The 14,078-nt window shown below is 36.2% G+C and carries 8 protein-coding genes, 2 pseudogenes and 1 riboswitch; of the genes and pseudogenes, 2 read left to right on the top strand and 8 right to left on the bottom strand.

Translation table 11 applies throughout. The annotated features are described in order from the left end of the window. Positions 1–148 precede the first annotated feature (148 nt). Positions 149–1,237: a mannose-1-phosphate guanylyltransferase gene (locus JCM15579_RS15690; RefSeq protein WP_054721483.1), complete on the top strand. Its 1,089-nt coding sequence runs from the start codon at positions 149–151 to the stop codon at positions 1,235–1,237. Positions 1,238–1,309: 72 nt separating this feature from the next. On the opposite strand, the gene porN is transcribed toward JCM15579_RS15690, so the two are convergent. From porN to topA, 6 genes and pseudogenes are all read right to left on the bottom strand, one after another. Continuing rightward, positions 1,310–2,155, bottom strand: coding sequence for a type IX secretion system ring subunit PorN/GldN (gene porN, locus JCM15579_RS15685; protein ID WP_054721481.1), 846 nt, complete (start codon positions 2,153–2,155; stop codon positions 1,310–1,312). Between the two features lie 15 nt (positions 2,156–2,170). Beyond that, positions 2,171–3,730: a type IX secretion system motor protein PorM/GldM gene (gene porM, locus JCM15579_RS15680; protein WP_083464721.1), complete on the bottom strand. Its 1,560-nt coding sequence runs from the start codon at positions 3,728–3,730 to the stop codon at positions 2,171–2,173. 24 nt (positions 3,731–3,754) lie between these two features. Further along, positions 3,755–4,593 (bottom strand): annotated as a pseudogene (locus JCM15579_RS15675) (GldL-related protein); the annotation flags it as partial. A gap of 161 nt (positions 4,594–4,754) precedes the next feature. Next, a pseudogene (gene porK, locus JCM15579_RS15670) lies at positions 4,755–6,088 on the bottom strand (T9SS ring complex lipoprotein PorK/GldK). A gap of 43 nt (positions 6,089–6,131) precedes the next feature. Further along, entirely contained in the window at positions 6,132–7,064 is a 933-nt protein-coding gene (locus JCM15579_RS15665) for a PorP/SprF family type IX secretion system membrane protein (protein ID WP_083464720.1), read from the bottom strand. A 376-nt stretch (positions 7,065–7,440) separates the two neighbouring features. After that, positions 7,441–9,864: a type I DNA topoisomerase gene (gene topA, locus JCM15579_RS15660; RefSeq protein ID WP_054721565.1), complete on the bottom strand. Its 2,424-nt coding sequence runs from the start codon at positions 9,862–9,864 to the stop codon at positions 7,441–7,443. Between the two features lie 203 nt (positions 9,865–10,067). Between topA and JCM15579_RS15655 the strand changes: the two genes are divergently transcribed. Then, positions 10,068–12,482: a transglycosylase domain-containing protein gene (locus JCM15579_RS15655; RefSeq protein WP_083464719.1), complete on the top strand. Its 2,415-nt coding sequence runs from the start codon at positions 10,068–10,070 to the stop codon at positions 12,480–12,482. Between the two features lie 148 nt (positions 12,483–12,630). After that, positions 12,631–12,832, top strand: a riboswitch (cobalamin riboswitch). A gap of 180 nt (positions 12,833–13,012) precedes the next feature. Here JCM15579_RS15655 and JCM15579_RS15650 read toward each other — a convergent pair. Then, the gene (locus JCM15579_RS15650; RefSeq protein WP_054721472.1) at positions 13,013–13,408 is read right to left on the bottom strand and encodes an HU family DNA-binding protein; all 396 of its coding nucleotides are present in this window, start codon (positions 13,406–13,408) and stop codon (positions 13,013–13,015) included. A 223-nt stretch (positions 13,409–13,631) separates the two neighbouring features. Continuing rightward, positions 13,632–14,078: magnesium chelatase domain-containing protein (locus JCM15579_RS15645; RefSeq protein ID WP_305067105.1), on the bottom strand; the 447-nt coding region annotated here is incomplete at its 5' end.

Raw genomic sequence — 14,078 nt, 5'->3', positions numbered from 1 at the left:
CTTGTTTACGATAAAAGTACAAATAATTTGCTTATTGAATCAGTTGTGTAGTTAGTGTTCAGTAATACCCAAACTATTTTTGATATGAATTGAGTTTTCTGTATTTTAGGATATCTAATATTTATATGCATATTATTAATAATCAAATATGAATCCAAATAACTACTGCGTAATAATGGCAGGAGGAGTCGGTTCTAGATTCTGGCCATTGAGTAAAAATTTGCGACCTAAACAATTTCTTGATATTCTTGGAACTGGGAAAACTTTAATTCGTCACACTTTTGAAAGATTTGCTTCGGTTTGTCCGATTGAAAACTTTTTTGTGGTTACCAATGCCATTTATAAGGATTTGGTGTTGGAACAAATTCCTGAAATAAAGGAAGGTCAGGTGTTATTGGAACCATTAAGAAGAAATACTGCACCCTGTATTGCTTACGCAAATTATAAGATTTTAAAGAGAAACCCTAATGCTTCAGTGGTAGTTACTCCGGCTGATCATTTGATCTTAAATGAAGTAAAGTTTTTGGAGGTTTTAAAAGAGGGAATCGATTTTGTTAGTAATGAGGATAAACTTCTGACATTGGGGATGAAGCCTAGCAGACCTGAAACTGGATATGGATACATACAAGTTGGAAGAAAATCAGTGGAGAAATTGTCAGATATTTACCCCGTAAAGACATTTACCGAGAAGCCTCATTTAGATTTGGCTAAGATATTTTATGAGTCAGGGGAGTTTTTCTGGAATTCAGGAATTTTCTTGTGGTCTCTACAAGCCATTCAGAATTCTTTTAATAAGTTCTTGCCTGAAGTAGTTGCCTTATTCGATTCAATTTTTGAGGATGTAGATACAGAAAATGAACAAACGGCAATTGATAGGATTTATCCTGAATGTCAGAATATTTCTATCGATTATGGGATTCTTGAAAAATCAGATAATGTATATGTATACTGTACCGAATTTGGTTGGTCTGATTTAGGAACTTGGGGATCTATGTATGAAAACTCGATAAAGGATGATAATCAAAATGCCATTCAGGGAGAAAATGTAATGTTGTATGAATCGAAAGATTGTTTGGTAAATGCTCCAAATGAAAAGTTGGTTGTTGTACAGGGTTTAAAGGATTACATTGTTATAGATACCGATAAAACGCTTTTAATTTGCCGCAAGAGGGATGAGCAGGAAATTCGGAAGTTCGTGAACGATGTGAAAATTACAAAAGGAGAAGAATATATTTAGATATTAAAATTTTTAGTAAAAGAAAAGGACCTCTAATCGAGATCCTTTTTTATTTTGAATGCATATTAAATTCTACCATTCCCAAAGATCGTGCTCATATTCGAAAATATTGTTCTTAATTCTTTCAGCTTCTAGCATCGAATTAATTCCAACTGTATATTCGCTAATTCCTCGGTTGTTGTGTACGTTAGAAATTTGAGTGATGTAGCTTGAAAATCTTCTCTTCATGAATAAATCATCAAAGGAGTAGCGAGCTGCATCGTTGAAAGGATTAAATACCTCATGTGTAGCTAGCAATGGTCTTGCTTCAGGAAAATAAACCCAAAATAGCTGTTTCTTTTGTACACCATCCATTGCTGTATCACCATCTTTTACATACTCGCGAATTGGGCAAATACCAATAATTCGAACTTGCATGGTTGAAGTTTGCTTATCGAAGAACCATTGCTCTTTTACCATATAACGCTTCACGTCGTCGGTGTGCATTTCTCCAGGAAGGATTACTGGTTCCAACTCACCGGTTAGTCTGTTGCGCTGCATAATGGTGTCGGCTTGTGCATCGAACTTTGCTCTAATTTCATCCAATGTCATTGGCTCTTTAAATTCGTCATCATTAGTCGAATAGGCAGTTAAACCTTCATTTTCGATGCCGTACATCAATAAATCAATTAAGCTGTAACGATCGTCCTGTGGAGTAGTTGGATAATACATTGGAAGGTTCATTTTTTCCCTTAAATCAACAATTCTCCAAACTAATTTTGACCACATTACATCCGATTCGCGAATGTTTGAGAAAGGAATTGGTTTACGATTCTTAATGTGATTTTTACTGTACACACTGGTTGCTTTTGTTTGCGACATTACATTTGCAGAACAAAATAGCGCCAGACCAATTAATAGTAATAAGCTTTTTTTCATCGTATGTAAATTTTATTACTCTATTCTAAATACAATAGCTGGTAGATTTCTGGTAACACCATCGGGACCTACCGCCCTAATATCTTCGATATAAACTTTGTTATTTCTTTTCAAATTTCTGAACATTTTTATCTGCTCAGGGGTAAATGTATCTGTTCTTGAGGCTTCATCAATAGTAAATCCTTTTTGGATGGTTGATACAGTAAATCCAGTGATATTAAATTTAAGATCAAAATCAAAATTGTCCATTGCAGCATCAACGCCCTGTTGAGCCAATAATAGGTTCTTCTTAATTTTACCACCATTCTTGCCTGCAATCTTGGCCACAGGATCTGGAATCGGTTTCACTCTGAAATCAACTGTTCTTAGTGGTCTCCATTCTCCATCAAAATTAGCTTCGACTAAAACTTTTGCATCTCTTCCTACAACTTGTGGCTTTGCAATATACTCGTCATCACTTTTTTTGATTAAGCGTCCATTTTTATTTGAAATTGATGCTCTAATTCTGTCTGATGTAAAACCAGGTGCCGAAACACTAACAGGGTTGTCAACACCAACATAGAAAACATTCATTTTGGTAGGAGAAACCACTACGTTAGGTTCTGCTACGATGTATTCACTTTTAAATCTCCTTTCAACAATCCCCCCTGATGGAGTTCTAAATGTTAAGACTCCTCCCCAAGTTTTTACACCAATTTCGTTTGCTTTTACCTTATAGACTCCTCTTTTTTCTTTGTTAAAGTTCTTGTCATTAAGTTTTCCTACTCCATCAATTAATATAGTTGGGTTTTGTGTGGTGTCTACTGCAGCTAAGAAAATTTCCGCTTCGTAGGTATCACCTTTAAGTACATAACTTGATTTTGCAATAACTTCAGCTTTTAGATCATTAAATTTAAATGATTCTGCCTCAATTTGATTGTACAGATAGTTTACAATATCGGATTCAGTATTTCTTACATCCGATTGCATTTTTGAAAGAAGTGTAACTGCTCCTACCAAAGGAGTATGATTAAACAGTTTAGATTCCCATGAATAATTTGGATCTCCTTTCTTATCCTTCTCTGGTTTTGAGGTGTCTAATGTTTCCTGTATTGCATTATATAGTGTTGAATCTTCAACAAGATTTAAGACATGTGTTCGGTATGATACAATTTCAGCCTTAAGCTTTTTTCCTTTGCCTCCAACTAACATGACTTCTCCAGGTATATCAATATTGTCACGACTTTTGATATTTTTCATGTCATACTCTGGACCATCAGCTTTTTCAACTATTTTTTCTTTTAATTCTTGAATAAAGTTAAATAAACTATCAGATTTGGTTTTTATGACTTGAGCTTTCTCCCAAGATTCTTCGACCTTATTTCTGTTGGCCTGTAAAGCCCTGTCAAAATCACTATAAGTAGCCTTAGTTTTGTCTTCAAAAGTCGATATGGTTTTCGATAAACCATTATCAATTGTTGTAAAAGCGTCCAGTACTTCGTTTGATACATTTATCGCCAACATTGCTGTCAGAAATAAATACATCATCCCAATCATCCGTTGCCGTGGCGTTTCTTTACAATTACTTGCTCCCATTTCAGCTTAGCTTGATTGTTAATACTAGTTCTTTTTTGAATGATCCATTGCACTTAACATGTTACCATAAATGGTATTTAATGCAGATAGATTTTTATTCAATTGTTCAGTTTCTTTGCGATAAGTTTGTGCATTTTCTAATGTTGCAGTAAGAGTTTGAAGCACCTTATCTAAATCTTGATGTACATTTTTGGCATTTTCCATCTGCTGATTACCTTGCTTCAATTGCAATTCGTAAATCGCATTCAATGATGAAAGATTTTTGTTCATTGCCTCCATAGAGGTATTGAAATTACCACTGTTTTCAGCAATTTTACCAAAATCACTCTGTAACGATTGATCTATTTTCTGATATGAATTCAATAGGTTATTACCCGACTCGTTAACTTTGTTGGCAAACTCTTTTCCTGAATTTTCAACAGAAGAAGCTGTATTTTGGTATGAAGCACTTAGTTGATTTGCAGAATCAGAAAGTTGCTGTGTAGTATCAGCATATTTACCTGAAAATTCGCCAACAGATTCTGAAGCTTTTTGCATACTTTGAATGTATCCATCTGTAGCTTTAGCTGCATCTGAAAGATTTGCCAAATTATCAGCAGCATTGGTAAGCTTAGCTAAGCCTTGGCTAAGGTGTGACAATTTATCTGGCTCTACACTAATTTTTTCAAGTAATTGTTGTAACTGTTCTAAGCCTTCAACTTGAACACCGCCACCTTTTACCATTTGTTCGCGTGGCTCTAAACCAATTAGTTCAGGATATACCAAACTCCAATCTGGTTGTTCGTGTGGTGGTTCAAATGCTGAAAAGAAGAAGATGATTGCTTCAACAGACATACCTACTGATAAAAGTAGGCCCGCATAAGGTAATGCATAATTTTAAACAAGGCACCAATTAGTACGACGGAAGCCCCCCAACCATACACATAGCCCATAAATTTTTTCCATCTCGGAGATTGTACCAGTTCTGTAATATTCATGTCGGATTTTATTGAATAGATCTAAAAATAAATAGTTATTGAGTAGTTTATCTACCTAAATGAGTTCTCACACAGCGGAAACCGATATACGATTTTGCAGTATCCTGATATTCGTATGTTCTGGTTGCGCATTGCATAAAGTATCCAATGTCTTTCCAGGATCCACCTCTAATCACTTTTCGCTTCAAAGCTGGAGGATCATCAGGAAGTGCATTGTATTCGTAATTCGGATTCATATCGTGTGTAAAAGAATAGGCTGATTCATCATAAGCTCCGGAAGTCCATTCTGCAACATTACCTGCCATATCATAAAGACCATACTCATTCGGCTCGTAGCTTCCAACAGGAAGAGTAACCAAACCTCCATCGTCTACATAATTGCCACGTAAAGGCTTAAAGTTAGCCAAGAAACAACCTTGATCGTTTCTGGTGTAATTACCTCCCCAAGGTACATGTTTTGTGCAATTCCACCACGTGCTGCATACTCCCATTCCGATTCGGTAGGTAAGCGGTAATCCTGAACTGGATAATCTCCTTCGGCTTTTAGAGCTGAGTTGTGGAAACGAGTTCTCCAAATCGAGAAAGCCGTTGCTTGTTTCCACGATACACCAACTACGGGATAGTCATCATATCCTGGGTGCCAAAAATATTGTTTTGTCCAAGGATCATTATACGAGTAAGTAAAATCTTGTATCCAACATAGAGTATCTGGGTAAATATTTAATGCTTCTTTCATGATAAAAGAAGATCTGTCTTCAATTTGCTTTCTACCACCTTTGTAGTCGTCTACCATACCTTCATACTCGCCCGTTTCGTAATTGTAACGGTTCGATTTTTTAGCCGCTTGTTGAAGGTCAACCCATTCGTACTGATATTTCAGTTTTCGGGTATCTATCTCTTTGTTGCGGAAAAATCTTTCGTGTTCCGGAAGATACATTTCCTCAAGAATTTCAACATATTCTTCATCATTCCAATCCAATCTTTCTTCCCAGTTAATGAAAGGAGGATCAATTGGGTTACCATTGTTGTCTTCCGCAATCAGGAATTCTTCAAACTGCTGTCCTAATAACTGACGTGCGATAGAGTCGCGCACCCAGTATACGAACTGACGGTATTCATTATTGGTAATTTCTGTTTCATCCATCCAAAATGATTCAACAGAAACTGTTTTAGTTGTGGCGTTCAGTGCCCAAGCTACGTCCTGGTCGTTTGGCCCCATAGTAAAACTTCCTCTCGGAATTTGTACCATACCGTAAGGTTTCGGCTCAAACCATTTTCCTCTCTGACCGACACCAACAAGTTCTCCATTACCAGTGCGGCTTCCGCACGATGACAGGAACAATAAAACAATTACACCTAGTGTTGTAAGTAGTTTATTCATAGTGGTTTTGTAAATTGTGCAAAAGCACAGATTTTTAATATTTTTATAAAAATCGAATACTCTTATATTTTTGATTTCGGCTTTCCAATTTAGTGTTGAATCTGTACGTTAACAGAAATTCGTGAGATGCTTTTGCAATTTTTGATGTTGAAATATCATATGCATATCCAATTTGAATTCCATTATTGAATAACACACCCATCATTCCTACTATTGCATCATCAACTCTATATGAAACGCCTCCCCAAATCTTTTTATTGTATCGTAACAAACTGTTTATATCAATTTGAGAAACAACAGCATCTGTTTTATAAAATGCTGATGGTATTATTTCCCAGCTTTCATCAAGCTTAAAGGTATATCCGGCAGTTGCATAATAATGTCTTGCCAAATAGGTTTCTACCGATTCACTATATGCAACAGATGGCTCCGTGACATGCAATACGGAAACACCGGCATAAAAGTTATCTGTTTGGTAAAAAATTCCCAATCCAGGATCGAAAACCATTTTACCTTCATCAATTGTTCCGTCTCCTAAATCATTCTGAGCTGTAACATATTCGTCTCCTTCTGGTACAAACCATTCTCCTTTTAAGGCATTGTTTTGCAAACCAAGACATGCGCCAAAGTAAAGAGAACCAGTACTAAGTTTTTTCTCATAGGAGTAACTTAGTCTAAAGCCAGTATTTTTTTCAAAACCCAATTCATCTCTAATAATGCTTAATCCTAAGCCATGAGATTTGCCACCAAATCGAACCGGAACACTAAGGTTTACAACGGTTGTAACCGGAGCATTTTCGAAACCAACCCATTGTTGGCGATTAATTGCTGAGACCACAATATCCTTTTCGGCGCCAGCATATGCAGGGTTTACGGAAAGGATATTAAACATATTTTGACTGAACTGTGGGTCTTGTTGTGCTCTTAAAATCAGAGAGCAACAAATAAATATTATGAAGAAAAATATCTTTTTCATGAAACATTATATAGTTCAGTAATTCTCAAAAACTGTGAGGAGTAAAGTAAATAAAAATAAATCGTCCTTACAAGTTTTATCAGAGGTTCAAGTGCTTTTATCAACAATTTTTAGATGTCTATTTTTGAAAAATATTTAGCTATCAAAATATTAAATTAAACTAATAAAATATATAACTCTTTATAAATCTGATTGACGTATGTGAATTACGTAATCTGTATTTACGGTGATTTTATTATTTTGTTAATATATTTTTAAGCTTTTAATTTTAAATGAACAATATAATGAGTGTTAGGTAAGGGGAAAAACCCCGAAATGGCAATAAAAAAAGGCTGTTCGTTGATTGGAACAGCCCTGAAAAAATTTTTTCAAAAATTTATTTTTTTGCCTTTTTGGCAGTTGTAGTTTTTTTCTTCGTCGTTGTAGTTGTCTTTTTAGTCACCGTTTTTTTTGCAGTCGTCTTTTTAGTTGCTGCTTTTTTCGTGGTTTTCTTTTTAGGACCTTCTTTTATAATTTTCATACAATCTTCAAAGCTCAATGCTTTAGGATCTTCGATATCTTTTGCCAATCGGAAATTCTCTTTGTTGTATGAAATATAAGGTCCCCAACGACCATTTAAAATTTGTAAATCAGGATCTTCATCGAAAGCTTTGATGAATTTTTCTCTATCTTTCTTTCTCTTTTCTTCAATTAATTCAATTGCTCTAGGAAGATCAATCTCCATTGGATCATCTACATCTTTTTTAAGAGATGCGAATTTACCATCGTGGCGCACGTATGGACCAAATCGGCCAATTGCGACAACTACTTTTTTATCTTCGTATAAACCAAGATCTCTTGGTAATTTAAATAAGTCAAGGGCTTCTTCGAGCGTAATGGTTTCAAGATGTTGTCCTGGTCGTAAGCTTGCAAATTTAGGAGCTTCAGCATCTTTATCCTCAGGAGTTTCTCCCAATTGGGCCATAGGACCATATCTTCCGATTCGAACCAAAATCACCTTACCTGTATTAGGATCTTCACCTAAAACTCTCTCACCTGTTGATCTTTCTGAATGTTCAAGTGTCTTTTCTACATTTTCATGGAAAGGATTATAGAACTTTCCAATCATTTCATGCCAAATCAATTTACCTAAAGCAATATCATCGAATTCTTTCTCTACATCAGCAGTAAAGTTGTAATTCATTACATTTGGAAAATGCTCATTTAAGAAATCGGTAACCACCATTCCTATATCAGTTGGGAACAGTTTTCTTTTTTCAGCACCAGTGATTTGTGTTTTTACTTCCTCAGAAATATTGTTTTCCTTCAGGTTAATAACTTCATATTTTCTCTCAACACCATCTCTCGATTCTTTTACTACGTATCCGCGATTTTGAACGGTAGTAATGGTTGGAGCATAAGTAGATGGACGACCAATTCCAAGTTCTTCCAATTTTTTCACCAAACTAGCTTCGGTGTATCTTGGAGGACGATATGTGAAGTTTTGAGTTGCATTCAAGAAATCTTCAGTAACAGGATCATTAACCTTTACCGTTGGTAATAATGTTTCTTCCTGTTTGCCATTCTCATCATCGGTAGATTCCATGTATACTTTAAGGAAACCATCGAACTTGATCATTTCTCCAGTAGCGATAAACTCTTCGTTATTGGTTGATGCCACAATTTTAATATTGGTTTTCTCCAATTTAGCATCGCTCATCTGAGAAGCAATGGTTCTTTTCCAAATTAGGTTGTACAAACGAACCTCATTTGATTCACCATCAATTTCCTCTTTATTTAAATAGGTAGGGCGGATTGCCTCGTGAGCCTCTTGCGCACCTTTATTTTTGGTCTGATATTTTCTGATTTTCACATACTCTTCGCCATGACGCTTGGTAATTTCTTCTTTAGCTGCAGCCAATGCAGTATCAGCAAGATTTACCGAGTCAGTTCTCATATATGTGATATTCCCGGCTTCGTACAAACGCTGAGCAACGGCCATGGTTTGTGCTACCGAAAATCCTAACTTTCTACTTGCTTCCTGTTGTAATGTTGAAGTGGTAAAAGGAGCTGCTGGCTTACGAGTTGAAGGTTTCTTTTCAATATCGCTAACCTTATATTCTGCATTTTTACAACTTTCTAAAAACTTAAGAACTTCTTCTTTTGTGGCAAAGCGCTTTGGATATTCAGCTTTTAAGGTTTTCTGACTCCCATTTTCTTCAGTTACAAAGAAGTTGGCAACTACTTTGTAGTAAGCCTCAGGATTAAATGCAATAATTTCTCTTTCTCTTTCAACCAAAAGTCGAACAGCAACCGATTGTACACGACCTGCCGAAAGCTGAGGCTTTACCTTTTTCCACAACACTGGCGAAATTTCAAAACCTACCAATCGATCTAATATTCGTCTTGCTTGCTGAGCGTTAACAAGATTATCATCAATATCGCGAGGATTTTCGATTGCATTTAGAATTGCAGGCTTGGTAATCTCATGAAAAACAATTCGTTTGGTGTTCTCTTTTTTCAATTTCAACACTTCAAACAAGTGCCATGCAATGGCTTCTCCCTCGCGGTCTTCATCGGATGCGATCCAAACCGTTTTGGCTTCCTTTGCAAGTTTTTTTAATTCGGTAACTACCTTTTTCTTGTCAGTAGATACAATATATTTAGGTGTGAAATTGTTTTTAATATCAATCCCAAAATCCTTTTTTTCCAAATCCCGAATATGCCCAAAACTTGATTTGACCAAGAAATCTTTGCCTAAAAATTTCTCGATTGTTTTTGCTTTTGCAGGGGACTCAACTATTACTAAATTCTCTACCATCTCGAATCTGTTCTTTGGGAAGTTTAGGTTAAAATTTTTTGCAAAGTAAAACAATAAGGGACCTAAGTTCAAAATTTTGTTGTAATTATTTTGATATTACCTTATTATAATATAGGTCAAAAATCAAATAAAATGCCGAAAAATACGTCTTATATGTTAGAATTTAATTTGCTATTTTTACAGCTCATAAAAAATACAGAAGTATGTCTGAAATCAATCCAAATCTGGAAATAGATCCTAATGCAGAGTTTAATGCTGGTAATGAAGAGGTAAGCAGTAAATCGAAAATTAAGATTTACAAAAAGCCATTGCTTATATTTTGGTCGATCTTTATTGTTGGGCTTATTTGTGTTGTATTGTTTTTTGCAGGGATATCAAATGGTACTTTCGGATTTATGCCAACATTTGAAGACTTGGAAAATCCTAAAAGTAGTTTGGCTACCGAAATTTATACTGCAGACGGAGAATTATTAGGGAAATTTTATTTTCAAAACCGTTCTTTTGTTGATCATGATGAGCTATCGCCATATTTGATTGACGCACTGATTGCAACAGAGGATGTTCGATTCGAAAGTCACTCGGGAATTGACCTTAGAGGCTTGGGACGTGTGTTAAAAGGGTTGGCAACAGGTGATAGCAGTGCTGGTGGAGGTAGTACCATCTCTCAGCAGCTGGCAAAAATGTTGTTCCCACGAGAGGATTTCCAGAATAAATTAGATATTGTATTTCGAAAATTTAGAGAATGGGTAATTGCAGTTAAGCTAGAAAGAAGCTATACGAAAGAAGAAATCATGACTATGTATTTTAATAAGTATGATTTCTTGAACCTTGCTGTTGGTATCAAATCGGCGGCAAATGTATATTTCAATACAACTCCCGATTCTTTAAAATTGGAACAGGCAGCAATGCTGGTTGGTATGGCGAAGAATTCTTCATACTTTAATCCACTTAGAAGACCAGAGCTTACTAAAGGACGACGCAATACGGTTCTTTCTCAAATGGTGAAGTATGGTTATTTGGAAAGTCAGATTGCTGATTCATTAAAACAATTGCCATTGGGTATCGATTACCAAAAAGTGGATCACAAGAGAGGAATGGCACCGTATTTCAGAGAGTATTTAAGAATGTCTCTTACTGCCAATAAGCCGGAAAGAGAAAATTATCCTTCATGGAATATGCAAAAGTTCAAGCAAGATTCTTTGGAGTGGGAAATCAATCCTTTCTATGGTTGGTGCAATAAGAATCAAAAAGCTGATGGAACACCATACAATATATATGAAGATGGTTTGAAGATTTATACGACTCTTGATTCTAGAATGCAGAAGTATGCGGAGCAAGCTGTACAGGAACACTTGGGACTTGATTTGCAGAAAGGATTCGACAAAGAAAAAGAGAAGCATAGAAACCCACCTTTCTCAGATGATTTGAGTGATGAAGAGTTCGAACATCAGATTGATTTATCGATTCGTAGAAGTGAAAGGCATCGTGTTCTGAAAAAGAAAGGTTTAAGCTTTGAGCAGATCAAAGAAAATTTTAAAAAGCCTGTTGAAATGAAAATATTTACATGGAAAGGTGAGCGAGATACCATTATCTCACCAATGGATTCCATGTTATATTACAAAGGATTTTTACGTGCTGGTTTCATGTCTATGGTACCAGAAACCGGTGAGGTTAGAGCTTATGTAGGCGGTCCAAACTATAAGCACTTCATGTACGATATGGTTACGCTTGGTAAGCGACAGGTGGGTTCTACCATTAAGCCATTTTTATACACTTTGGCAATGCAGGAAGGTTTAACGCCTTGCGATAAGGTGCCAAATATTCCACAAACTTTTATTCTGCCTGATGGTACTCCTTGGACTTCCAGAAATTCAACGGAAGCTCATAGTGGTGAAATGGTAACCCTAAAATGGGGTTTGGCTAATTCAGTTAATAATATTTCAGGATGGGTTTTAAAGCAAACTAAGCCTGAGGCTGTAGTTGCGATGGCTCGAAAAATGGGAGTGGTTAGTCCTATTGAGGCTGTACCTTCCATATTCTTGGGAACCTCTGATATTTCCGTTTACGAAATGGTAGGAGCTTATGGCTCGTTTGCCAATAAAGGGGTGTACATCAAACCACGTTTCATTACCAAGATTGAGGATAGCAAAGGCAATTTAATTGCTCAATCGGTTCCACGAAAAACCGAAGTAATGAATGAAAGAACAGCTTATCTAATGGCCAACCTGTTGCAAGGTGTGGTAAGGGAAGGTACTGGTAGAAGATTAAGATTTAAATATAATTTGTATAATCCTATTGGAGGAAAAACAGGTACCACTCAGAATCATTCTGATGGTTGGTTTATGGGAATTACCCCTGAGTTGGTTTCAGGAGTTTGGGTTGGTGCCGAAGACAGAGCTATTCGTTTTGAAGGAATTAGATTAGGGCAGGGGGCCAATATGGCATTGCCAATTTGGGCTTTGTACATGCAAAAAGTATATGCCGATGAAAGCTTAGGCATGCAAAAAGGAGATTTTGAAAAACCTCGAGGTGTTAATATAAACTTGGATTGTGAATCTGTGACCAATGATAAATCGAACAGTAGTACTGAGGATTTTGATGATGAAGATTTCTTTTAATACAATTTTGAATAGAAGACCAAATGCATTATGCTGATAGATTTCTAAAGGAGTACTGTGAGAGTAGCGAAACGGTATGACATATTAGAAACAAATCGGTATAAAAATCAGATTTAAAATCTGTTGTAAGATCAAGTAATTTTGTTTAAAATTGTACTGCGATTCAGGTTCTCCGACAGGAGAATAATAGGGAATCCTGTTTAAATCAGGAGCTGTCCCCGCAGCTGTAAGTTCCGATTCAATTGTGAATCTGTGTTTTTAACAAGTGTTCCACTGTTCCGATACATAGGGATGGGAAGGAGTTGAAAGCCGGAACAAGCCAGAAGACCTGCCTGGGTTATGGATTTTAGCTTTCGGGCATGAAAAGCGGAAAGATTCAGTTTATTCTTTCTATTCCGATGCTAGCAGATTCGGTACGCCAAATCGAATCGAAAAAATTCATAGTAACTGTTTTACTATTGAGGATGTCTCGCCAAGGCATCCTCTTTTTTTCTTAAAAGTCTAGAAAAGTCAAACAGTTGATATAATCATTATTTAAAATTCCTTGCTTTTATAAACTTCGTACCTGATACTTCAGTTTTTAACCTTTTACTTGGTCGAAAGGCTATCTTGGTATTTGTAATTTTTTGTGCGGTAACTTCCTCTTCCGTATCGCATCCTTCTCCCGATGCATGAAGAGAGAAAATGCCCAAGCCTTCCAAATCGATGCTGCAATTGTCTTTTAATAAATCAGGAATTTCTGTTATGAAAGTATGTAGTACGCCCATAACATCCCCTTCGCTAAAAGTTGACATTAAGGCAATGTGTTTACACAGCTCCTTCATTTTAACGGTTCTTCGGTTGGTAATTCGGGGGTAATATTTGTATTCTCCGCCACCTTTAACACCGGGGTTTGCATGTTTCACGACTTTATATTCTACGCTCATAACGCTTGGTTTGGGGTAATATGTTGTATTGTTTTAAGGAACTTCTACTTATTAATAGAAACTCAATACCTCAAGTTATGAAATTATAACAGCTATTAAAAATTAATTTAATAGCTGTTAAAGAATATTTTAATACGTATTAAAAATTCAAACCGAAGTTTGAAAATCCATAAGGTCACAGTTTAGAATGTGGATTTTTTACTGTGTCTTCTACAAATACTTGCTATCTGAATAAGGTTTGAAATACCTGACCCACCTTGCTTACCAAATGCACTTTGATTTTAAACTTAGAGATATCCAAGCCTTTTAAGTTGTGTTTTGGAATAAAGATTTGTTTGAATCCTAATTTTTCGGCTTCGCTAATTCTTTGGTCGATTCGGTTAACCGGACGAATTTCGCCGGATAAACCAATTTCGCCTGCAAAGCAAACTTCTTTTGGAATCGAAATATCGGTGCTTGATGAAAGTACGGCAATAATCACCGCCAAATCGATAGCAGGATCGTTAACCTTAATTCCCCCGGCAATGTTTAGGAAAACATCTTTGGTAGATAGTCGGAAACCAGCACGTTTTTCCAAAACTGCCAAAAGCATGTTCAAACGGCGCAAATCGAAACCTGTGGATGATCGTTGTGGTGTACCGTATGCAGCAGAACTAACCAATGCTTGTAT

Source organism: Marinifilum fragile JCM 15579, from assembly GCF_001310955.1.
Lineage (GTDB): Bacteria > Bacteroidota > Bacteroidia > Bacteroidales > Marinifilaceae > Marinifilum > Marinifilum fragile.
The sequence above is the reverse complement of the archived record's forward strand: the minus strand, read 5'-3'. Positions and strand labels throughout refer to the sequence as shown.